Origin of the sequence: Rhizobium sp. AG855, from assembly GCF_003610655.1 — a bacterium.
In the GTDB taxonomy this organism is placed as follows: domain Bacteria; phylum Pseudomonadota; class Alphaproteobacteria; order Rhizobiales; family Rhizobiaceae; genus Allorhizobium; species Allorhizobium wuzhouense.
On record NZ_RAQG01000003.1, the window covers coordinates 602178 to 622277 of the forward strand.

Annotated in this window: 24 protein-coding genes; 3 read left to right on the forward strand and 21 right to left on the reverse strand. The window is 61.9% G+C overall.

Going from position 1 to position 20100, the window contains the following annotated elements; translation table 11 throughout:
- Positions 1 to 94: 94 nt before the first annotated feature.
- A complete protein-coding gene (locus DFO46_RS02865; RefSeq protein ID WP_133253017.1) occupies positions 95 to 706 on the forward strand; it encodes a hypothetical protein in 612 nt (203 codons plus the stop codon).
- A gap of 156 nt (positions 707 to 862) precedes the next feature.
- Positions 863 to 1672, forward strand: a complete 810-nt coding sequence (locus DFO46_RS02870; protein WP_245422592.1) for an MBL fold metallo-hydrolase — start codon at positions 863 to 865, stop codon at positions 1670 to 1672.
- Positions 1673 to 1680: 8 nt separating this feature from the next.
- Here the strand turns inward: DFO46_RS02870 and DFO46_RS02875 are convergent, their stop codons facing one another.
- Positions 1681 to 2184 carry a pyridoxamine 5'-phosphate oxidase family protein gene (locus tag DFO46_RS02875; RefSeq protein ID WP_120276267.1) on the reverse strand — a complete coding sequence of 168 codons (504 nt, stop codon included), beginning with the start codon at positions 2182 to 2184 and terminating at the stop codon, positions 1681 to 1683.
- 172 nt (positions 2185 to 2356) lie between these two features.
- On the opposite strand from DFO46_RS02875, the gene DFO46_RS02880 reads away from it, so the two are divergent.
- Entirely contained in the window at positions 2357 to 3103 is a 747-nt protein-coding gene (locus tag DFO46_RS02880; protein WP_120276268.1) for a YebC/PmpR family DNA-binding transcriptional regulator, read from the forward strand.
- Positions 3104 to 3212: 109 nt separating this feature from the next.
- Here the strand turns inward: DFO46_RS02880 and glmM are convergent, their stop codons facing one another.
- The 20 genes from glmM to ruvC form a co-directional block, all read right to left on the reverse strand.
- Positions 3213 to 4568, reverse strand: coding sequence for a phosphoglucosamine mutase (gene glmM / locus DFO46_RS02885; RefSeq protein ID WP_120276269.1), 1356 nt, complete (start codon positions 4566 to 4568; stop codon positions 3213 to 3215).
- A gap of 239 nt (positions 4569 to 4807) precedes the next feature.
- The gene (gene ftsH, locus DFO46_RS02890; protein ID WP_110791742.1) at positions 4808 to 6739 is read right to left on the reverse strand and encodes an ATP-dependent zinc metalloprotease FtsH; all 1932 of its coding nucleotides are present in this window, start codon (positions 6737 to 6739) and stop codon (positions 4808 to 4810) included.
- 119 nt (positions 6740 to 6858) lie between these two features.
- Positions 6859 to 8187, reverse strand: a complete 1329-nt coding sequence (gene tilS, locus DFO46_RS02895; protein ID WP_183041826.1) for a tRNA lysidine(34) synthetase TilS — start codon at positions 8185 to 8187, stop codon at positions 6859 to 6861.
- Positions 8181 to 9161: a tol-pal system protein YbgF gene (gene ybgF, locus DFO46_RS02900; protein WP_120276271.1), complete on the reverse strand. Its 981-nt coding sequence runs from the start codon at positions 9159 to 9161 to the stop codon at positions 8181 to 8183. Before ybgF ends, tilS begins: the two co-directional genes overlap by 7 nt.
- Positions 9162 to 9318: 157 nt before the next feature.
- A complete protein-coding gene (gene pal / locus DFO46_RS02905) occupies positions 9319 to 9858 on the reverse strand; it encodes a peptidoglycan-associated lipoprotein Pal (protein ID WP_110791748.1) in 540 nt (179 codons plus the stop codon).
- A 167-nt stretch (positions 9859 to 10025) separates the two neighbouring features.
- A complete protein-coding gene (gene tolB / locus DFO46_RS02910; RefSeq protein ID WP_110791749.1) occupies positions 10026 to 11330 on the reverse strand; it encodes a Tol-Pal system beta propeller repeat protein TolB in 1305 nt (434 codons plus the stop codon).
- Positions 11331 to 11351: 21 nt separating this feature from the next.
- Positions 11352 to 12425 carry a hypothetical protein gene (locus tag DFO46_RS02915; protein WP_120276272.1) on the reverse strand — a complete coding sequence of 358 codons (1074 nt, stop codon included), beginning with the start codon at positions 12423 to 12425 and terminating at the stop codon, positions 11352 to 11354.
- A gap of 9 nt (positions 12426 to 12434) precedes the next feature.
- Positions 12435 to 12887 (reverse strand): protein TolR, encoded by a 453-nt coding sequence (gene tolR / locus DFO46_RS02920; protein ID WP_113376311.1) that lies wholly within the window; start codon positions 12885 to 12887, stop codon positions 12435 to 12437.
- Between the two features lie 25 nt (positions 12888 to 12912).
- Positions 12913 to 13632 carry a protein TolQ gene (gene tolQ, locus DFO46_RS02925; protein ID WP_062279877.1) on the reverse strand — a complete coding sequence of 240 codons (720 nt, stop codon included), beginning with the start codon at positions 13630 to 13632 and terminating at the stop codon, positions 12913 to 12915.
- A 236-nt stretch (positions 13633 to 13868) separates the two neighbouring features.
- Positions 13869 to 14315: a tol-pal system-associated acyl-CoA thioesterase gene (gene ybgC / locus DFO46_RS02930; protein ID WP_120276273.1), complete on the reverse strand. Its 447-nt coding sequence runs from the start codon at positions 14313 to 14315 to the stop codon at positions 13869 to 13871.
- A gap of 94 nt (positions 14316 to 14409) precedes the next feature.
- A complete protein-coding gene (locus DFO46_RS02935; RefSeq protein WP_120276274.1) occupies positions 14410 to 14976 on the reverse strand; it encodes a DinB family protein in 567 nt (188 codons plus the stop codon).
- Positions 14973 to 15482, reverse strand: a complete 510-nt coding sequence (locus DFO46_RS02940; protein ID WP_120276275.1) for an NUDIX hydrolase — start codon at positions 15480 to 15482, stop codon at positions 14973 to 14975. Before DFO46_RS02940 ends, DFO46_RS02935 begins: the two co-directional genes overlap by 4 nt.
- Positions 15482 to 16387, reverse strand: coding sequence for a metallophosphoesterase (locus tag DFO46_RS02945; RefSeq protein ID WP_120276276.1), 906 nt, complete (start codon positions 16385 to 16387; stop codon positions 15482 to 15484). Before DFO46_RS02945 ends, DFO46_RS02940 begins: the two co-directional genes overlap by 1 nt.
- Positions 16388 to 17428, reverse strand: coding sequence for a Holliday junction branch migration DNA helicase RuvB (gene ruvB, locus DFO46_RS02950; RefSeq protein WP_110791760.1), 1041 nt, complete (start codon positions 17426 to 17428; stop codon positions 16388 to 16390). It lies immediately after the preceding gene.
- A complete protein-coding gene (locus tag DFO46_RS02955; protein WP_110791761.1) occupies positions 17425 to 17829 on the reverse strand; it encodes a type II toxin-antitoxin system VapC family toxin in 405 nt (134 codons plus the stop codon). The genes ruvB and DFO46_RS02955 overlap by 4 nt, the downstream gene beginning before the upstream one ends.
- Positions 17826 to 18113: an AbrB/MazE/SpoVT family DNA-binding domain-containing protein gene (locus DFO46_RS02960; protein WP_120276277.1), complete on the reverse strand. Its 288-nt coding sequence runs from the start codon at positions 18111 to 18113 to the stop codon at positions 17826 to 17828. Before DFO46_RS02960 ends, DFO46_RS02955 begins: the two co-directional genes overlap by 4 nt.
- A 73-nt stretch (positions 18114 to 18186) precedes the next feature.
- Entirely contained in the window at positions 18187 to 18804 is a 618-nt protein-coding gene (gene ruvA, locus DFO46_RS02965; protein ID WP_120276278.1) for a Holliday junction branch migration protein RuvA, read from the reverse strand.
- A gap of 16 nt (positions 18805 to 18820) precedes the next feature.
- Positions 18821 to 19240 (reverse strand): type II toxin-antitoxin system VapC family toxin, encoded by a 420-nt coding sequence (locus DFO46_RS02970; RefSeq protein WP_183041827.1) that lies wholly within the window; start codon positions 19238 to 19240, stop codon positions 18821 to 18823.
- On the reverse strand, positions 19221 to 19481 hold the full coding sequence (locus DFO46_RS02975) for an AbrB/MazE/SpoVT family DNA-binding domain-containing protein (RefSeq protein WP_120276280.1): 261 nt from the start codon (positions 19479 to 19481) through the stop codon (positions 19221 to 19223). The genes DFO46_RS02970 and DFO46_RS02975 overlap by 20 nt, the downstream gene beginning before the upstream one ends.
- 55 nt (positions 19482 to 19536) lie before the next feature.
- Positions 19537 to 20049, reverse strand: a complete 513-nt coding sequence (ruvC, locus tag DFO46_RS02980; RefSeq protein ID WP_110791767.1) for a crossover junction endodeoxyribonuclease RuvC — start codon at positions 20047 to 20049, stop codon at positions 19537 to 19539.
- Positions 20050 to 20100: the final 51 nt, after the last annotated feature.

Consider the following 20100-nt stretch of genomic DNA (forward strand, 5'->3'; position numbering starts at 1 on the left):
CACGACGTTCATCGGGCTCGTCGTCACTTTGCTCATCCTTAGTGTGGGTCGGCTAAGCTCGAAAGCTCCAGAAGGTGGGCCGAGTGAACCCTCGTTGATCTTTTCTTCAAATGTTAAGGTGCTCTTCTTCGGGTTGTGGCTCGTGGCAATTTGCTTAGCGACAGCTGCCACACATGGCCGAGCGGATCTTCCGCTCCTTGGTCCCGCCATTTCCGGTCTGTCACAGGTTGGCGAAACTCTTTTTCCGGTGATTGCGAAATACAGGACGCATCTAAGACTGAGTGAGGCGATGCTGTTCCGGATACAAGGTGTAGCATCCTCGGTCTGGCTGGCTGCGCTCGCTACAATGGTGATCTATTATCTGCGCATCATTTTGTTCACTCCAGAGCAACGGGCCTTGGTGATCAAGGAAATGAGCAACAATCTGAAAAGAAGCCATCACGCGCGCAGGCTTCAGCCCGGCGTTTTCCTGTTATCTTCATTGTTTCTCTCGCTCCTCAGTTTGGCGTCTTATCTGGGATGGTTCTCGTTTGGAGAATGGGATGGAAGCAGCCCTAAGGAATGTTACGTAGCCGCCGCTTGCTATGCAGAACTGCACGGCTTGGAGGTGCTCTTTGTGGTGCTGATGGAAAGTATATTGGTCGTTTGGCTGCCGCTGTCGATGCCACTGTCCATCTGGTATTTCCTAAAGCGCGATGTGGCCTAAGGTCCGTGATTGTGTTGGTCCAGATGACGTGATTGTGAGTGGAGCGCGTGCGGTAACGGGTGGATGCCTGCACTGCCCTGCTGCATGATCCTCAGGACTCGACGGCGTGGGAGCGGCATGATGCTGCAAAGACTAGCCTTTGGTGTTTGGGGTTCGATGGTCCTGGCAGGCTTCGTGTTTGCGCAGGAGACCCAAATGCCCGGCAGTCCCCGGCCGCCCGTCAGTCAATGTCAACTGGTTGCCGAGGCGCTTCCATCAGTCACATTCGCCAGTTTTAGCGCGCCCCAATTGCCTGCAAGGCCTGCCGCGTTTGCCGAACACGTGACGATCACATTTCTGGGCCATTCCACCTTTCAGATCACCACGCCCGAAGGCGTCGAGATTGCCACCGACTATAATGGGTGGCTCCGCTCCGCGCGCCTGCCCGACGTGGTGACGATGAACAAGGCGCATTCCAGCCATTACACTCTGTCGCCTGATCCTGGGATCGCCAATGTGCTGCATGGCTGGAGCGATGTGCCGGGCGAAAAGGCGTTGCACAATGTGATTGTTGGCGATGCCTATGTGCGCAATGTCGCTACCGACATTCGCAGCTGGGGCGGGGAGTTCGAGCCGAACGGCAATTCGATCTTCATTTTCGAGGTGGCGGGGCTGTGCATCGGGCATCTCGGCCACCTGCATCACGAACTGACGGATGCGCATTATGCCGAGATCGGTCGGTTGGATATCGTGATGGTGCCGGTGGATGGCGGATTGACGATGGGCGCTGACAGCATGAGCCGGACGATCAAGCGGTTGCGCTCTGCCGTGGTGCTGCCGATGCATCGGCGCGGGCCGATCGTCGACAGCTTCCTTGCCATGTTCGACGACAGCGTCGACATCGAACGATCGCAAAACAGCGGCTTCACGGTGTCCATGCGGACGCTGCCGAAGAAGCCGCTGATCCTAGTGCTTGCGGGCGTGTGAGCCTCAGATCATGCGAAGCGAACCTGGCGGTGAACGCCGACGTCGGGCATTTTTTCCGGATCGAGATTGGCCTTGGCGATCTCCCAGCCGAACTTGATGGTGCTGCCGGTCGAGGCCCAGATCTCTCCGTCGTCCAGTGACAGCGACAGGAGGATCAGGCTCGGGTCGGACTTGCCACCCTCATACCAGGCTGCGACCACCGAGTTCCAGTACTCGTCGATCTTGGCGCTGTCCTTGACGGCGGTCAGCGCGCCCGCGAGGCTGGCATGGTAGTCGTGGTTCTTACCGATGACACAGAAGTGGCCGCGGCTGCCGGGACGCAGCGCCTTGACCAGGTCGGTATCGGTCTTGGTGAAGAACCAGATGGTGTTGGTGCGGTGATCGGCGAAGGGGGCCATCGGCCGCATATGCATTTCGGAACCGGCGAGGCCAAGCATGCCGGCATGGATATCCTCGATCTCTTCCCAGAGCTGTTCAACCGGGTTTTCGCGGGCTTCGCTGAAGCTTGCCATCTGTCGTATCTCCTTGTGGGTTAGCGAGGAGAGCAACGAGCGGCGTGCGGACTTGTTCCGGCATGAGGGGCCGATGCGCGAGGCTGCCGATGTCTGTCGCTGCCCTTGAACCGGACCCCAATCGCCCGTATAAGGCGGCCATTCCAAACATTCAGACCTGATCAGGGGTGCCATGGCTGGCCATTCACAGTTCAAAAACATCATGCACCGCAAGGGGAAACAGGACGGTATCCGTTCGAAGATGTTCTCCAAGCTCGCACGCGAAATCACCGTTGCTGCAAAGACAGGTCTGCCCGACCCGACGATGAATGCAGCACTTCGCCTGGCCGTTCAGAACGCCAAGGCACAGTCGATGCCGAAGGACAACATCGAACGCGCGATCAAGAAGGCGTCCGGCGCCGATGCCGAGACCTATGACGCGATCCGCTACGAAGGCTACGGTCCGGGTGGCGTTGCTGTTATCGTCGAGACGCTGACGGACAACCGCAACCGCACGGCGTCTTCCGTCCGTTCGACCTTCTCCAAGGCCGGCGGCGCGCTGGGCGAAACCGGCTCGGTGTCCTTCTCCTTCGACCATGTCGGCGAAATCACCTACAAGGCTTCCGTCGGCGACGCCGACAAGGTCATGGAAGCCGCGATCGAAGCCGGCGCCGAAGATGTCGTCTCCGACGAAGACGGCCACACCATCTACTGCGCCTTCGAGGACATGAACGAAGTGTCCAAGGCGCTGGAAGCGGTGCTGGGTGGTGCCGAATCCGTCAAGGCGATCTGGAAGCCGCAGAACACGATCGAAGTCGACGAGGAAAAGGCGACTTCGCTGATGAAGCTGATCGACACGCTGGAAGACGATGACGACGTGCAGAACGTCTATTCGAACTTCGAAGTGTCTGACGAAGTCATGGCCAAGCTGTCGGCCTGATTTTCGATCCTATCCGTTGAAACAAGAAGCCCGGCTGCGTGAGCGGCCGGGCTTCATGCATTTCGCCTTGGATGCGGCGGTGGATTTCGTGTCTCAGGATTTGTGGGCGTCAGGCAGCCGCGCTGCGCACGCTGGCGATCACGTCGACCAGGCCGTTCACGATGCGCTCGACCTGTTCCTTGTCGTCGCCTTCGGCCATGACGCGGATCAGCGGCTCGGTGCCGGAGGGGCGGATGACGAGGCGGCCGGACTTGGCGAGTTCGGCCTCTGCGTCGGCAATCGCCTGCTTGACGACAGCATCTTCCAGCGGCTTGCCGCCGGAGAAGCGCACGTTGCGCAGCAGCTGCGGCACGGGATCGAAGCGGTGGCAGATCTCGCTCACCGTCTTGCCGGTGCGCTTGACGGCCGCGAGGATCTGCAGCGCGGCCACCAGGCCATCGCCGGTGGTGCCGTGGTCGGAGAGCACGATATGGCCGGACTGTTCGCCGCCGACATTGAAATCGTGGCTCCGCATGTGTTCGACGACGTAGCGGTCACCGACCTTGGTGCGGGCGAGCGTCAGCCCCTTGCCGCCAAGGAAGCGTTCGAGGCCGAGATTGGACATGACGGTGGCGACAATGCCATTGCCGCGCAGCAGGCCATCCTGTTTCCAGGTTTCCGCCACGACGGCCATCAGCTGGTCGCCATCGATCACCGTGCCGTTCTCGTCGACAATGATGACGCGGTCGGCGTCGCCATCGAGCGCGATGCCGATATCGGCACGCACTTCATGGACCTTCTTCTGCAAGGCTTCCGGATGGGTGGAGCCGCAATCGAGATTGATGTTCGTGCCATTCGGCTCATTGCCGATCGTCACCACATCGGCGCCGAGTTCCCAAAGGGCTGCCGGTGCCACCTTGTAGGCAGCGCCGTTGGCGCAGTCGATGGCGACCCTGAGGCCGTGGAGCGTCACATCGCGGGGCAGGGTGCGCTTGGCAAATTCGACGTAACGGTCATGGACGCCGTCGATGCGCTTGGCACGACCGATGTCGGTCGGCGCGGCGAGCTGGCCGTAGATGTCCTTTTCCAGCAGTTCCTCGATCTGCATTTCCAGCTCGTCGGAGAGCTTGTAGCCATCCGGGCCGAAGAGCTTGATGCCGTTGTCGGCAAAGGGATTGTGCGAGGCCGAGATCATCACGCCGAGGTCGCAGCGCAGAGAGCGGGTGAGCATGGCGACGGCCGGTGTCGGGATCGGGCCGAGAACGAAGGCGTCGAGACCGGCTGCGGTGAAGCCCGCGACCATGGCATTTTCCAGCATGTAGCCCGACAGGCGCGTGTCCTTGCCGATCACCACGCGGTGGCGATGGCCGCCGCGGCGGAAAAGGGTGCCGGCGGCGATGCCGACGCGCATGGCGAGATCCGGCGTCATCGGGAAGCGGTTCGACAGCCCGCGAATGCCATCGGTGCCAAAATAACGACGTGTCATCTGTTTTCCTTCGTGTCCCATAGCGAGGGTGGCTTGCAGCTCTGATCGTGTCACAGAGCGCTTGCGCGAATGTGTTGGCTGCTCATGCCACAAATTGTGGAGAACAACACATAAATTACAGCAAAAGCGGATTACATCCCGTTACCAATACTGCCATGCCATCTCCCGACCGTTCGGCATCCACGAAAAAGGCCACCCGGTGGGGGTGGCCTTGCTTCGTATTTCGACTGCGGATTTTCTCAGTGCGGCTGTGGTTCCAGGCCGCCTTCGGTCTCGCCGCCCTTGCTCACGTCCTTGCGGCCGGTCGAGGGCACGGCGGAGCCGCGGGTGTTCGGACCTTCATCGCCGCTGTCACGGGACGGCTTTTCGCCGCGGATCAGTGCCTTGATCTCTTCGCCCGAGAGCGTCTCGTATTCGAGCAGACCTTCGGCGATTGCCACGAAGGCATCGTGATGGTCGGTCAGGATACGGCGCGCTTCGGTATAGGCTTCGTCGATCAGGCGGCGGACTTCCGTGTCGATCTTCTGGGCGGTCGATTCCGAGACGTTCTTCGACTGCGACACGGAATGACCGAGGAAGACCTCCTGCTGGTTCTCACCATAGGCGACTTGGCCGAGCACGTCGGAGAAGCCCCACTGGGTGACCATGGCACGGGCAAGCTTGGTGGCCTGCTCGATGTCGGAGGAGGCGCCCGATGTGATGTTCTCCTTGCCGAAGGTCAGCTCTTCCGCGACGCGGCCACCCATCATGATGACGAGGCGCGAGACCATCCACTTGTAGCTCATCGAGTAGCGGTCGCCCTCGGGAAGCTGCATGACCATGCCAAGCGCACGGCCGCGCGGAATGATGGTTGCCTTGTGCAGCGGGTCGGCGACGGGCACCTGCAAAGCGGTGATCGCGTGGCCGGCTTCGTGATAGGCGGTCAGCTTCTTTTCGGCTTCGGTCATGGCGGAGGAGCGGCGTTCCGCCCCCATCATGATCTTGTCCTTGGCGTCTTCGAACTCAGCCATGGTGACGACGCGCTTGTTGCGGCGGGCGGCCATGAGGGCGGCTTCGTTGACGAGGTTGGCGAGGTCAGCACCGGAGAAGCCGGGCGTGCCACGGGCGAGAACCTTGAGGTCAACATTCGGGGCGAGCGGCACGTTGCGCGCATGCACCTTCAGAATGCGCTCGCGACCGGTGATGTCAGGGTTCGGGACAACAACCTGGCGGTCAAAACGGCCCGGACGCAGAAGTGCGGGGTCGAGAACGTCGGGACGGTTGGTCGCAGCGATCAGGATGATGCCTTCATTGGCCTCGAAGCCGTCCATCTCGACAAGCAGCTGGTTCAGCGTCTGTTCGCGTTCATCGTTACCGCCGCCAAGGCCGGCGCCACGATGGCGACCGACCGCGTCGATTTCGTCGATGAAGATAATGCAGGGCGCGTTCTTCTTCGCCTGCTCGAACATGTCGCGGACGCGGCTTGCACCGACGCCGACGAACATTTCAACGAAGTCCGAACCGGAGATGGTGAAGAAGGGAACATTGGCTTCGCCGGCAACCGAGCGGGCGAGCAACGTCTTACCCGTGCCCGGAGGGCCGACGAGCAGTACGCCGCGCGGGATCTTGCCGCCCAGCCGCTGGAACTTCTGCGGATCGCGCAGGAATTCGACGATTTCTTCCAGGTCCTGCTTGGCTTCATCGACGCCAGCGACATCATCAAACGTGATGCGGCCATGCGCTTCGGTCAGAAGCTTGGCCTTGGACTTGCCGAAGCCCATGGCGCCGCGCGAGCCACCCTGCATCTGGCGCATGAAGAACAGCCAGACGCCGAGGATCAGCAGCATGGGAAGAAGCGTGCCGATATAGCTCAGGAAGCCGGACGAGCCGTCGGTTTCCGGACGGGCGACGATCATGACGTTCTTGGCTTCGAGCTTGCTCAGAAGGTTGTCGTCAACGACGGGCGCATAGGTCTGGAAGGCGGTGCCGTTTTCGGAATAGGTCCCGAGAACGCGGTTGCCGGTCACGGTCACGTCGCGGACGCGGCCCGAATCAACCTCACGCAGGAATTGCGAATACGGAATCTCGCGCGAGCTCGATTGCGACGGTGACGTCTGGAACATGCTGAACAGGGCGATCAGCAGAAGAGCGATGATCGCCCAGAGCGCGAAATTGCGAAAATTTGGGTTCATTGAATTCCCCGAACAGGTGTCGCGGGACGGACCCCGCTGTCTTACTGGCTAACATAGGAGCGCACTGCGCCATTGCCAAGGCAAACCGGCCTTATCCCATCGTTTTCCGTCAATAAGTCTTAAACGGGACAGGCAATGGCCGGTTCCCGGTCGAGAAGTCTTGCGATTCCGTCGGCGAGTGCGAGTTCGAAATCCGGCAGGAAAGGATCAAAGAGCGAGAGGCGCGGCGTGATGGCGAAATCGTCACCTGAGATGTCGTTCTTGCCCTCGGATGTCCGGATATGCGGGCTGTTTGCCAGCATGGCCGTGCGCATGCGGTGGGGAAGGTCGGCCGCGATGGCCATTGACGGACCGGGCGTGACGATCAGGTCCGTCCCGGCATGATTGGCGATTTCGTAGCGTCCGTCCCAGATGCGACGTTCTCCCGCCGGCAGGGGGAGCGGCAAAAGACCGCGCCTTTCGCGGGTGAGAAAGAGGTTCGCCTTTCGCCTGACGATGAGGCAGCCGGAGAGCGTGAGGGCGAAATCCCCGGTCTTCGCCAGGTGGGTCGTCAGGCGGTCGAGCGCCGTCTTTGCCGGACGGTGTGGGCGGCCTCCGAGAATGGCCGCGAGGGTCGAGAGCGCGTGCCGGACAGCCTCTGTTGGCGCGGGCGTATCGGCGAGGCTGATTTGGATCGCCTGCATCCCAACCGGCCGGGCATGGCGGGCGATCCACCCGGCAGCCTGGGCTGAGAGTTCGCGGCGCGCCTGACCGGCCCCGGTGATGGCGGCGAGATCCGGTTCAAGCCTCAGGTTTCTGATCCTGACCCGCTCGGAGCGGGTGTCGTCATTGCTGGGATCGTCGATCCAGGTCTCGCCGGCATCTGTGAGAAACGTTCTGATGGCCTCACGTGTGGTCTGCAGGAAGGGGCGCAGGACCCAGAGGCGCCGCTCGTACAAGGTCGCGCAAGCCATGCCGGAAAGGCCGAGTGCTGCTTCGGTCGAGCGTTCGGCCCGCATGGCGATCGTCTCGACCTGGTCGTCCAGCGTGTGACCTGTAACGACGGCGTCGGCGGCTAACGTGTCGGCCGCCTGGGCAAGCAGGCCGTAGCGGGCATTTCGGGCGGCTGCAGACAGGCCGCTCCGGGGCTTTTCGCCGGTCCACTCGAGAATGCGATGGGGAATGGACAGCCGCTCGCACAGAGCCTTGACGGCGCGCGCCTCTTTCGTGGAGTCGGCGCGCAGGCGGTGATCGACGGTGACGGCGCAGAGGGAGTGGGGCAGGGGATGGTTAGCCGTCTCAAGCGCCTGTTTGAGCGCGAGCAGCAGACCGGTCGAATCACTGCCGCCGGAAATGGCGACGAGCAGGCGTGTCGGTTTCTTCAGGGCGGATAGGAAGGCGTGTGCCGCAGCGTCGGGCAGGCGTGGTTCAGGCAGGACCGATGGCCTCGCCTTCTCGCTCGTCAGCAACGCAGGCGCTTCTGCTCGCTCGCAACCTTCGAGACGACGGCGCGGGAGGCTTTCGGGTAACGCTTGGAGACTTCGCGCAGCGTCGCGCAGGCGGTCTCTGTGTTGTCGAGGGCTGCCAGCGACATGCCGAGCTTGAGCAGCATCTCAGGCGCCTTCGGCGAGGTGTTGTAGGTCTGATGGGCGTTGAGGAAGGTCTTGGCAGCCTCGTTGTAATTGCCCTGCGAATAAAGGGCCTCACCAAGCCAGAAATTGGCGTCAGCGATCTTCGCGCTGCTCGGATAGGCTTCGATGAAGTCGCGGAATTCGCTTTCGGCGAGGCTGTAGTCACCCGACAGCACGTGGCCATAGGCGACCTGATAGACGTCGGCTTCGGAGTTCAGCGAGGCCGTCTGCTTGGGGGCAGCGGGCGGGGTGACCGATGGCGCGACGGTTGGTGCGTCGACGCCCGGCAGCGCGGAGCCATTGGCGACGGCGCTGTCATTGATCGTGGTGTCGACCGGCACGCCACTGTTGTCGAGCGCGATCTGGCCAAGCGTCTGTTCGCCGGGTGCGGAACCGGAAACGTCGGCGCTGGCGCCGACGTCCGGAGTGTCCGTAATGATTTCAGCGACGGAATCGGATCCGCCGCCTCCATCCACCGGCTTCGACAGGGAGCCGGTCTTCTTCTTCTCAAGATCCTGGAAGCGGAACTCGTTGTCTTCCTGCTGCTTGCGGATGGTTTCCTGCATCTGCAGAAGCTGGAAGCTCATTTCTTCGATACGGCCGTTCAGCGCGCGAAGCTCTTCCTCGAGTTGCTGGACGCGTAGCGTCGGGTCTGTGGCCTGAGCCAACTGGACCTGGGCCCGCAGCTGTTGCTCCGGCGCCTTCTTGTGTCCGAGCGAGACGTTCGGAAACAGCTGGAACGCCTCTGCGCTGCCATGCAGTCCCGTGAGCGAGGCCGTCGCCAACAGAGCGGCCATCACAAGTTTCTTCATGTCCCTTTTCCTGTTTTCGCGATGAAGTGCACCGAACCGGCGCTCACAGGAGATTTTTCCAATTGCCTGCAAAAAGCAACCAAGTTCGGCCAAACTAAGGAGAAATGTAAAAGGCGGCCCGGGGGCCGCCTTCTCTGTTCAGGCGATCCTTTTCGGATCACATGCCGGCGCCACCGAGGACGGTGACGGCGCGGCGGTTCTGCGACCAGCAGGAAATGTCGTCGCAGACGGCGACCGGACGTTCCTTGCCGTAGGAGATGGTCTTGAGGCGCTGAGCCGGAATGCCGCGCTGGGCGAGGTAATCGCGGGTCGCAGCGGCACGGCGTGCGCCGAGCGCGAGGTTGTATTCGCGGGTGCCGCGTTCGTCGGCATGGCCTTCGATGGTGATGGCGTAGTTCGGATAACGCTGCAGCCACTGGGCCTGACGGTCGAGCGTCTGGGCAGCGTCGGCGCGGATCGAGGTCGAGTCGGTGTCGAAGAAGATGCGGTCGCCGACATTGACCGTGAAATCCTGGGCGGAGCCCGGGGTCGCTGCACCGGCACCATTGGCGCCAAGGCCGAGATCACCGGCGCTGTTGGGCAGGTTCTTCTTGTTGGCGCAGCCGGCCAGTGCCAGGGCCATCGTGAGGGCGATGAGGGCCGGGTTGGTTGCGAGGGTCTGCAGACGGCTCTTGGCCGGAGTATGAATGCGGCTCATGCCGGTCTCCTTGAATTTCCTGTTAGGGTTGCTGGACCATAACCAATCGCGGTTAACCGGCTTCCAACAATCATGGTTAACAAATCGGTAAAACGGGTGGGAATGGCCCCGATTTGCTGGTGTTTACGGCAAAAAAGAGGCGCTTTCGCGCCTCTTTTTCGTCAGTCCTATTCCATCAGTGGCGACCAGGCCGGGTCGGATGCGAAGGAGGGGGTCTTGACCAGCTGCTCGTTGTAACCGGAGAGGTCGATCGAGAAGAGCTGCGGGCCGCCTGCGCCGGCGTTCTGACGGAAGAACATCAGGACACGGCCATTCGGCGCCCAGGTCGGGCCTTCATTGTGGAAGCCGGTGGTCAGGATGCGTTCGCCCGAACCGTCGGTCTTCATCACGCCGATCGAAAACTTGCCGCCGGACTGCTTGGTGAAGGCGATCAGGTCGCCGCGCGGGGACCAGACCGGGGTGGAGTAGGAGCCGTCGCCGAAGGAAATGCGGCGCTGGCCGGAGCCGTCGGCACCCATGACATAGAGCTGCTGGCGGCCGCCACGGTCGCTTTCGAAGACGATCTGGCTGCCATCAGGCGAATAGGAGGGCGAGGTGTCGATGGCCGCCGTCGAGGTCAGGCGGGTGGTCGTGCGCGAGCGCAGGTCCATCGTATAGATATTGGCATTGCCGTCCTGCTGCAGGCTCATGATGACGCGCTGGCCATCGGGCGAGAAGCGCGGGGCAAAGGTCATGCCGGGGAAATTGCCGACCACTTCACGGCCACCGGTCTCCAGCTGGAGCAGGTAAACGCGCGGCTGGTCGCCTTCGAAGGACATGTAGGTGATTTCCTGGCGGCTCGGCGAGAAGCGCGGCGTCAGAACGATGTCCTTGCTGTTGGTCAGCATGCGGACGTTCTCGCCGTCCTGGTCCATGATCGCCAGCTGGCGCTTGCGGTCGGTCTTCGGGCCGCTTTCGGAGACGAAGACGACGCGGGTGTCGAAATAGCCCTTTTCGCCGGTGATACGCTCATAGATCGCATCGGCGATGATATGGGCGACGCGGCGCCAGTTCTTCGGATCGGTGAAGAACTGCTGGCCGGTCATCTGCTGGCCACCGAAGGTGTCCCACAGACGGAATTCGGCACGGAGCCGACCATCGGCCTCGCGCGTGATGCGACCGACGACGAGCGCATCGGCCTTGATGGCCTTCCAGTCCTCGAAGCGCGGCGGCTGGTCGGGATTGGAGATTTTCTCGATGAAGGCTTGGCGATTGATCGGGGCAAAGAGGCCCGATCGCTTCAGGTCGGCCTCGACCACGGCCGAAATCTGCGCACCGATGCCGTCGGTCGAGACGAAGTCGGTGATGGCGATGGGCAACGGCTGGACGTTGCCCCGGTTGATATTGATTTCCACGGCTGCGTTCGCGGGGGAAACGAAGGCGCCGGCCAGGCCGGCACAGACCAGCAGAAGTCGGAGGAATGCGTTTTTCATGCTCTCGAAGCCTTTCAGCTCTTACATCAGTTCGCTGGGGTCGAAATTGACGACAACTTCAGACCAAGCGTCGTATTTGTCCCGCGGCAGATTGGTGAACGGGGCGGATTTGCGAACGGCACGCACGGCGCCGCTCATGAGGACTTGTTGGGCACTGGGCGAGCCACCGGTCGCGGTCGCTTCCGGTTCGCCGACCAGTTCGCCGTTTTCGTTCAGGCGGAAGGTGACACGGATGCGCACGTCAGCGGCATCGGCCATGCCCGGGGTGATCAGCCAGTTCTGCTGAATGGCGCCGCGCAGGGCATCCATTTCGCTCTGGCTGAGCTTGGAGCCACCGGTATTGGTTTTGCCGCCCATCGCTGCCGGTTCGGTCGAACCCTTTTTGCCGCCGGTCGCGCTTTCGGTCTTGTTGAGCAGGGCGGCCACTTCATCAGCGTTGAAGTCGCTTTCCATCTGCTGCTTGGACTTGGCCGTCTCCTGCGTCTTGGTGTCCTGCTTGGCGTCCTTTTTCGGCGTCGACTTCGGCTCCGGCTTTTTCTCAGCGGGCTTGGCGACCTCAGGCTGCGGACGGGCGGCCGGGATCGGCGCCTGTTCGGGAAGGGGAATTTCCTCGGCAGCCGCCTGTTCGGCTGGTGCCGGCTCCGGTGGCTTGGTGGGTTCAGGCGGAGTCGGCTCGGCGGGCTTCGGCTCCGGTGGCGGAGCCGTCTCTTCCTTGATGATTTCCTTGACGTCGTTGACCTCAGGATCCGGCTCGGGGACCGGGGTCTCGACTTTCTCGGGCGCTGCCGCCACTTCCTGCTCAACCGGGCGTTTCGACGGTGTCGGCGGCGATTTCAGGTCGACCTCGTTGTCACCAAAGTTTTCGGCGGGTTCAGGCGTCGGCGGCTTCTTGGTCGGAACGGGGGCGGATTTCTCCGCCAGCGGGGCTTTCTTGTCGCCCTGCTGGATCTGGGTGAACTCCTCGATCGGCACGATGTCGACCGGAAGCGATTCCATGTTGGCCACTTCCAGCTTTTCAGGCGAGCCAAGGCTCACCAGCGTCGCTACGAGCGCCAGTCCGTGCAGAAACGAAGATGTGAAGAGGCTGCCCTTCATGTCGTCCGATCAGTTCTGCTGTTCCTGTAGGGTCACGAGACCGATATTGGTGAAACCGGCGGCCGAGATCCGCGCCATGACCTGCATGACAATGCCGTAGGTGGCGGCGGTATCGGCGCGCACGTAGATGCGTTCGTTGTAGCCGGTGGTGGCAATCGCCTGCAGTTTCGGCACGACCTCGTCGATCGGGATTGCCGTTTCCTGCAGGTAGATCTCGCCCTTCGGATTGACCGAGACGGTGATCGGCTGAGTTTCGCTGTTCATCGCCTTGGCCTGCGTCTGCGGCAGGTCGATGGGAACGCCGACCGTCATCATCGGGGCTGCGACCATGAAGATGATCAGGAGCACCAGCATGACGTCGACCATAGGGGTGACGTTGATTTCGCTGACGAGGGCGCGTTTGCCGCTGCGACGTCCGCGACGGCCACCACCACCTCCACCTGAACCGACTGACATACCCATGGTCTAATCTCCTGCCGTCGAGGCCTTATTGCGCCGCCTGGCGGGGCTGCAGCTTCTCGTCGATCTGGCGCGAGAGGATGGCCGAGAATTCGTCGGCGAAGCCTTCCATGCGGGCCGTCAGCTTGCCGGCTTCGCCGGAGAACTTGTTGTAGGCGATGACGGCGGGGATAGCGGCAACCAGGCCGATGGCGGTCGCGAGCAGCGCTTCGGCGATACCGGGGGCGACGACGGCAAGGCTGGTGTTCTTCGAACCGGCGATGGCCTGGAACGAGGTCATGATGCCGATAACGGTACCGAAGAGGCCGATGAAGGGCGCTGCAGAACCAATTGTGGCGAGCGAGGAGAGGCGGCCTTCGAGCGTTTCCGACTCACGGGCCATGGTCACGTCCATGGCGCGGTCGATACGCATCTGCAGGCCGATCGGCGAGCGGGCGCCGCGCTCAAAACTCTTCTTCCATTCGCGCATGGCGGCCACGAACATGGCGGCAAGGCCGGTGTTGTTGCGCTCGGCGAGCGTGCGGTACAGTTCTTCCAGCGATTGGCCGGACCAGAAGACCTGTTCGAACTGGTCGAACTGGCGACGGGCGCGGGCATAACTCAGATATTTGTCGATGACGATCGCCCAGGTCCAGACCGAGGCGGCCAGGAGGCCGAGCATGACAAACTTGACGATCAGGCCCGCCTGCATGAACAGTCCCCACAGGCTCACGTCGTGGGTTGCTGCTGCCATTCCAACTTGTTCCATGCCAAATATTCCCCGAAATCCAAACGCCCGGCGAAAGGACCGGGCGGCGACATGAGCTGTGCTGCTGGAAGAATGCGGTCGCTGCCGCCGACATCCCTATCCCGCCTAAGCTCCCAGAATGCCTTCTGGGCTGAAAATTTGGTCAAAGGAAGGCGTGCGCTGCACAAACTCCCAGCCCGGAGTAAGACCCTATTATGGTTAAGAAGGCGTTACTTTTCGGGCCGATCACGGGCTTGTCAGGCTTGGCCGAGGAACTGTGATGCAAGCGTCTCGGGCAGGCGGCGGGGACGGCCGCTGCGATTGACCACGGCTATCACCACCCTGGCTGCGATCAGGAGCCGGTCGTCGCGCAGAATTTCCTGCTCGAGAATCATCTTGGCACCGCCCGCCTTTTCGGTGCGCGTGCGCACCGTCACGATGTCGTCCATACGGGCCGGAGCCTTGAAGTCGATCTCCATGCGATGGACCATGAAAGCGAGGCCCTCGTCGGATGTCTCGAACAGGGCGGACTGCTCGACGCCGAGGCAGCGGAGATAATCGGTGCGGGCGCGTTCCATGAAATGCAGATAACGGGCGTGATAGACCGCGCCGGAGAAATCGGTGTCTTCATAGTAGACGCGCTGGGTGAGGGAATGCACGCCGTCGGTGATCTCGCCGGAGAGGGGAACGGATACTGATATCATGGTAGATCTCCGGAGGGCAAGTTTCGAGATGGGCCTGACCTGAGACGGTTGCCGAGGGGGCTTCGCGTTCTGCGCTCGCTAGCGCATGACAGGCTCAACTGTCCAGTTGCATCACCTCGGCTTCGGTCAAACCCAGCCTTTGCATGGCATCGGCGCGGCTTGCGGCATCATCCGCGACGATGAATTCGTCGATCTGCGGCGGCTTGATGCTGGTGCCTGACAACATGGCATGGACCTGGCCGCGATGATGGGTCTGGTGCTGGAAGAGGTGGGAGAGGACGTCGTCTGTCCGCTCCACCTGAATACGACCTGCACGGTGGATATGGACGGGGCGGGCGGTACCCTCACCGCGCAGCGACTGACAGAATGCCAGCAGCCGTCGGTCGGATGTCCGTTGAGCGGTGCGCAGTTCCTTGGGGTTCGGAAACGGAATTTCGTCCTCCCAGGCTTTCGGGCCAAGCGTGCCGTCTTCCAGCGCGTCGATATAGAACCAGTCGACGATCAGGATGTGATTGAGCGTTGCGACCAGCGAGGGAAAGAAGCTGGTGCGGGGTGCCTCGAACTCTCCGGGTTCAAGGAGCCTGATCGCCTCATGCAGGCGGTCATTCGCCAGCATGTTGGCGTAAGCGAGCTTGCGGATGAACCTGATGGCGTCGGTCATGGCGTGTCCAGGTCCCCATCATGCCAGACCACGTGTTGGGGCGAGGCTGGCAGGTTTTCGATCTCATCAGCGATGAAATAGGGCGGGATGTCGAGCGACTTCAGGGCATCTCGGGTGGCGGGCACCCATTTGAACTCCAGGCTGTTCTTGCCGTCCTCGTTGCGGTGGACGATGTCGGTTGTGTGGAAGGGAAAGTGCTCCGGGATTTCCATTTGGTAGTAGAAGCCGAGTTCATGCCAGGCCTTGCCCTCGTAGTCGAAGAAGTTTTCGACGACCCACAGAAGCGGGCCGATCTTTGCTTCAACACCCAGTTCCTCCTGCATTTCGCGCAGGAGAGTCTCTGTCGAGGTCTCGCCGATCTCTGCGCGCCCGCCCGGAAAGGTCCAGAAGGTCTCGTGGGTGGCGCGGTGGACAAGCACGTGTCCATCACGGAAGGCGAGGCCGGCGATGCGGTGGTTGAAACGCCGCTTGCCGTCCTTGATGGTGATGAGGGTGCGTTTGGACATCAGGCGGAACCCAGTTCGAGCAGGAGGATTTCAGGGCGGACGCCGACTCTGACTGGCAAAAACGAACAGCCGAGACCGCGCGAGACAATGAGGTCCCGGTCGTTCTCGTGGAAATGGCCACCCGGATAACGCCATGAACCGCGGGATGCCGCGACGGGATGCCAGCCGAAGAGATTGATCTGTCCACCATGCGTGTGACCGCTCAGCGTGAGGCTGATGCGTTCGGTCACCTCCGGAAAGATATCGGGTTCGTGCGCCATCAGGATGACTGGCGCGTCGTCGGTGACATGACCCATGGTCGTTACCAGGTCATGGATCCCGGTCATGGTTTTACGGTTGAACTTCTTGCCGGGGCGCAGAGCCATCTGATCGCCGAGGCCAGCGATCCAGAATGCCTGGCCATCCTTTTCCATCCGCACAGCCTCGTTGACATAGGTCGCAATGCCCGCTTGCCGGAGCGCCTTCGTCGCGATGTTCCCAGTCGAAGGGTCGCGCTGGAAGGCGATGTCCTCCCAGTAGTCGTGATTGCCGAGAATGGCATGGATGCCGAGCGGCGCTTTCAGGGTCGAAAGGGCGGTCGCCCAGTCTGCCGCGTCGACATAGTTGCTGACGACGTTGGTCCCAGCGGCGTAATCGCCGAGCAGCAGGCATATATCCGGCTCCAACTCGTTGGCCATCGCGCAGATTGCCTCGATTCTCGCCACGTCCATCCAGGGTTCGCAGGCGTGGAAATCGGCCAAGACTGCCACGCGTATCCTCAGCCCCGACGGCCAGTTCTTGGGCGTCAATGCGTATCGGCGAATCTCTGGGCGCCGGAAGACCTCGGTGAACGGATAGGCAGCGGTCGCCAGCAGACTGAGGAAGCCCGCTCCAAAGAGCTTCATCAGCCCCCGCCGTGTGATCATTCAGTCGTCCTCGAGCGTCAGCCGGAATTGCGCGGCCTCCAGGTCCTTCGGCGGCTGCATTCCCAGATGCTTCCACGCGTTTGCGGTCAAAACACGGCCGCGCGGCGTGCGCTGGATAAAACCCTGCTGGATCATGTAGGGCTCGATGATGTCCTCGATGGCGTCACGCGGTTCCGACAGGCCGGCCGCGATGGTTTCGATGCCGACCGGGCCGCCGCCGAAGTTGACGGCGATCATCGAGAGATAGCGCATGTCGAGCTGGTCGAGCCCCATGTTGTCGACATTGAGCCGCGTCAGGGCTTCATCCGCGATCTCACGGGTCACGGCTTCGGCGCGGGCGACTTCGGCAAAGTCGCGCACACGGCGCAGCAGGCGACCGGCGATACGCGGCGTGCCACGCGCCCGGCGGGCGACTTCGCGGGCGCCGTCTTCCGTCATCGGCAGGTTCAAGAGGCGGGCGCCACGGCGGACGATCGATTCCAGTTCTTCGACTGTATAGAAATTGAGCCGCACCGGAATGCCGAAGCGGTCGCGCAGCGGGGTTGTCAGCAGGCCGAGGCGGGTGGTGGCGGCAACCAGGGTGAATTTCGACAGGTCGATCTTGACCGAGCGAGCGGCAGGCCCTTCGCCGATGATCAGATCGAGCTGGAAATCCTCCATCGCCGGATAGAGGATTTCCTCGACGGCGGGGCTCAAGCGATGGATCTCGTCGATGAAGAGCACGTCGCGCTCTTCGAGATTGGTGAGGAGTGCCGCGAGATCGCCGGCCTTGGCGATGACGGGGCCGGAGGTCGAGCGGAAGTTGACGCCGAGTTCCTTGGCCATGATCTGGGCAAGCGTGGTCTTGCCGAGGCCGGGCGGGCCGACGAAGAGGACGTGATCCAGCGCCTCGCCCCGGTTCTTCGCGGCCTCGATGAAGATCTTGAGATTGGCGCGGGCTTCCGCCTGACCGGTAAAGTCGTCGAGCGTCTGCGGGCGCAGCGCCGCATCGAGGTCTTCGCCGCGTTTTTCAGGCGTCAGGATCGGGTTGTTGGTCATCATGCGAGAAGTTCCATGCCGGGCACGCGGGAGGCGGCGCGTTTGTCGAAGGTCTTTACGGAGGCGCAGCCTTCTTGAAGAGATCGGGCCGCAATCAAGGCGTCGGCGAAGTCTGCATTCTTCTGGTCGACCTGCCGCAGCGCCTTTACGACGAGATCGTGGCTTTCGACGGTCAGGCCCCGAACCTGGAGGAGTTTGCCTATGGCCGCTGATGCGTCTCGTCTGGTGTAGCCGAGCTGCGAGCGCAGCGCCCAGTCCAGTTCCAGTACACAGATGAGGGGAAGAAAGGCCAGATAGTTCTTGCCGAGCCCCTCTGCAAAACGCAGGGCTGCATGTCTTTGGTCAGGATCGTCATTGGTCAGAAGCCGGATGACGATGTTGGTGTCGAGGCCGACCAGGGTCATGCCGCGATGTCCGACGGATCGTTGCCGTTCGCAGACAGGGCGTTTGCGCCTGCCGTCCGCACGACGGTTTCGTCAATCTCTTCGAGTGTCGAGCGTCCGTTGGGCGGGGTGCCCAGGAAACCCGCCAGATCTTTAAGGTCGATATTCTTGGGGGTGATGACGATCTCTCCGTCGACCACGCTGAAAACCATCTGATCGCCAGGGCTTAGCGTCAACTGCTCGCGCAGCTCTTTGGGAATGGTGATTTGGCCCTTGGCCGATATGGTGACGTCCCAAACTCTCATGCGGCACTCCGACGTCTTTCGCTTTTTCCGACAATAGCAGAAATGTCGGAATGAGACAAATTCGGAGGACAGTTCACCGCGACAGCTCCTTCAGCCCCAGCCGGATCAGCTCGGCGCTGTCTGCCCCTTCGCCGCCGTTCTTCAAGGCTGCAGCCACGGCATTGGCGGCCTGGTCGCGGGAATAGCCGAGATTGGTGAGTGCCGAGACGGCGTCGGCAACCGGGGCGGAGGCCACGCCTTCGCCGAGTTCCTGCTTGAGGCCGATATTGGCCGAGGCTTCGCCGGCAAAGGCCGGGGCCTTGTTCTTCAGTTCGGTGACGAGACGCAGCGCCACCTTCGGGCCGACGCCGGGGGCGCGGGAGATCGCGGCCTTGTCCTGGAGCGCAATCGCATTGGCGAGTTCCGACGGCGTAAGGGTGGAGAGCACGGCCAGCGCCACTTTGGCGCCGACACCCTGGACGCTTTGCAGGAGGTTGAACCATTCCCGCTCCAGCGCGCTCATGAAGCCGAAGAGTTTCAGCTGGTCCTCGCGCACATAGGTCTCGATGAAGAGCACGACCGCCTCGCCCGCCGAGCCGATCCGACCGAGGGTGCGCGAGGAGCAGTGGGCGACGTAGCAGACGCCGTGGACGTCGACGAGGACATAGTCGTCGCCGATCTCATCGATGGTGCCTTTGAGTTTGCCGATCATGGATAGGTCCGTCGCGTTACAGGGGGTGGGTTTCAGGGGATATGATGTCGAGGTCGGGGAAGTAGCTTCGGTAGCGCGCCGCATCCCGCGTCAGTAGGCGGTGGGACCGGACGGCCGCGTGGGCGCCGATGAAGAAATCCGGAAGGGTGCGTTCGCGCTGCCCTCCGCTTCGTCGGTAAAGCAGATGCGCCTTTCCAGCCCGGAAGGCCACTTCATAGGACAAGGGTTCTTTCTTCAAGTCGAGCCAATCTAGCGCCTGGCTGAGCTGTTGCTCGCTCAACGGCGAGGCAGCCAACTCAGACCAGATGACCGGGTTGATCACCAACGGCCCCTCCTCGAAGCAGCGGCGCATTGCGTCCACTGACCACGCCCGCGTCGCGCTATTCGGCCCGAGCACATCGATCAGTGCATTGGTATCAATGACGGTCGAGGTCATCACGCGGTCCTCGCAGCCAATCGACATATTCGTCTGAGGTCATGCCATTGGTGTCGAAAGTGCCCTCGACACTTCTCGCCCAGGCGTCGAAGTTCTTGAATGCATCGCTTGTATCGCCGTTCTTGACCAGCATGACGCCTTCCTCGGCGACAACGAAATCGACTTCCGAGCCCGGCTTGATGCCGAGCCGATCGCGGATGTCCTTGGGGATGGTGACCTGGCCTTTTTCGGTGACGCGCATGGTAATACCTCTTGGGTATTACTTATCGACGATCGCGGAACAAGTCAAGAACAAATCAGGCGGAGGCGAGGACCTTGCGCATGCGATCACCGCCGCGATTATGGGCGTGGCAGATGGCGATGGCGAGGGCGTCGGCGGCGTCGTTGCCCTTGAATTCGGCCTTGGGCATCAGGATTTTCAGCATCATGTGGATCTGCGCCTTTTCGCCGTGGCCCACCCCGATCACGGCTTTTTTCACGGCATTCGGCGCGTATTCCGCAACAGGAAGTCCGGCGCGGGCGGGTACCAGCATGGCGATGCCACGGGCCTGGCCGAGCTTCAGGGTCGCCACCGCATCCTTGTTGACGAAGGTCTGCTCAACCGCCGCTTCGTCGGGCGTGTAGGTGTGCACGACTTCGGCCAATCCGTCATGCAACTGGCACAGGCGCGAGGCAAGGTCCATGTCACCGTCCGAGGTGACGGTGCCGGAGGCGACAAAACGCAGCGAGTTGCCCAGCGTCTCGATGACGCCCCAGCCGCAGCGACGGAGCCCTGGGTCTATGCCGATGATGCGAATCGTGGAAGTCATGGGAAACCTTATGTCGGAATGCCTGTTCACTGCCAGCAAAATGTGAACAAA

What these genes read in the sequence shown, in the direction of transcription:
- DFO46_RS02870 (WP_245422592.1), top strand. Translation starts at nt 863, where the DNA reads ATGGTCCTGGCAGGCTTCGTGTTTGCGCAGGAGACCCAAATGCCCGGC.
- DFO46_RS02875 (WP_120276267.1), bottom strand. Translation starts at nt 2,184, where the DNA reads ATGGCAAGCTTCAGCGAAGCCCGCGAAAACCCGGTTGAACAGCTCTGG.
- DFO46_RS02880 (WP_120276268.1), top strand. Translation starts at nt 2,357, where the DNA reads ATGGCTGGCCATTCACAGTTCAAAAACATCATGCACCGCAAGGGGAAA.
- glmM (WP_120276269.1), bottom strand. Translation starts at nt 4,568, where the DNA reads ATGACACGTCGTTATTTTGGCACCGATGGCATTCGCGGGCTGTCGAAC.
- ftsH (WP_110791742.1), bottom strand. Translation starts at nt 6,739, where the DNA reads ATGAACCCAAATTTTCGCAATTTCGCGCTCTGGGCGATCATCGCTCTT.
- ybgF (WP_120276271.1), bottom strand. Translation starts at nt 9,161, where the DNA reads ATGAAGAAACTTGTGATGGCCGCTCTGTTGGCGACGGCCTCGCTCACG.
- pal (WP_110791748.1), bottom strand. Translation starts at nt 9,858, where the DNA reads ATGAGCCGCATTCATACTCCGGCCAAGAGCCGTCTGCAGACCCTCGCA.
- tolB (WP_110791749.1), bottom strand. Translation starts at nt 11,330, where the DNA reads ATGAAAAACGCATTCCTCCGACTTCTGCTGGTCTGTGCCGGCCTGGCC.
- DFO46_RS02915 (WP_120276272.1), bottom strand. Translation starts at nt 12,425, where the DNA reads ATGAAGGGCAGCCTCTTCACATCTTCGTTTCTGCACGGACTGGCGCTC.
- tolR (WP_113376311.1), bottom strand. Translation starts at nt 12,887, where the DNA reads ATGGGTATGTCAGTCGGTTCAGGTGGAGGTGGTGGTGGCCGTCGCGGA.
- tolQ (WP_062279877.1), bottom strand. Translation starts at nt 13,632, where the DNA reads ATGGAACAAGTTGGAATGGCAGCAGCAACCCACGACGTGAGCCTGTGG.
- ybgC (WP_120276273.1), bottom strand. Translation starts at nt 14,315, where the DNA reads ATGATATCAGTATCCGTTCCCCTCTCCGGCGAGATCACCGACGGCGTG.
- DFO46_RS02935 (WP_120276274.1), bottom strand. Translation starts at nt 14,976, where the DNA reads ATGACCGACGCCATCAGGTTCATCCGCAAGCTCGCTTACGCCAACATG.
- DFO46_RS02940 (WP_120276275.1), bottom strand. Translation starts at nt 15,482, where the DNA reads ATGTCCAAACGCACCCTCATCACCATCAAGGACGGCAAGCGGCGTTTC.
- DFO46_RS02945 (WP_120276276.1), bottom strand. Translation starts at nt 16,387, where the DNA reads ATGATCACACGGCGGGGGCTGATGAAGCTCTTTGGAGCGGGCTTCCTC.
- ruvB (WP_110791760.1), bottom strand. Translation starts at nt 17,428, where the DNA reads ATGATGACCAACAACCCGATCCTGACGCCTGAAAAACGCGGCGAAGAC.
- DFO46_RS02955 (WP_110791761.1), bottom strand. Translation starts at nt 17,829, where the DNA reads ATGACCCTGGTCGGCCTCGACACCAACATCGTCATCCGGCTTCTGACC.
- DFO46_RS02960 (WP_120276277.1), bottom strand. Translation starts at nt 18,113, where the DNA reads ATGAGAGTTTGGGACGTCACCATATCGGCCAAGGGCCAAATCACCATT.
- ruvA (WP_120276278.1), bottom strand. Translation starts at nt 18,804, where the DNA reads ATGATCGGCAAACTCAAAGGCACCATCGATGAGATCGGCGACGACTAT.
- DFO46_RS02970 (WP_183041827.1), bottom strand. Translation starts at nt 19,240, where the DNA reads ATGACCTCGACCGTCATTGATACCAATGCACTGATCGATGTGCTCGGG.
- DFO46_RS02975 (WP_120276280.1), bottom strand. Translation starts at nt 19,481, where the DNA reads ATGCGCGTCACCGAAAAAGGCCAGGTCACCATCCCCAAGGACATCCGC.
- ruvC (WP_110791767.1), bottom strand. Translation starts at nt 20,049, where the DNA reads ATGACTTCCACGATTCGCATCATCGGCATAGACCCAGGGCTCCGTCGC.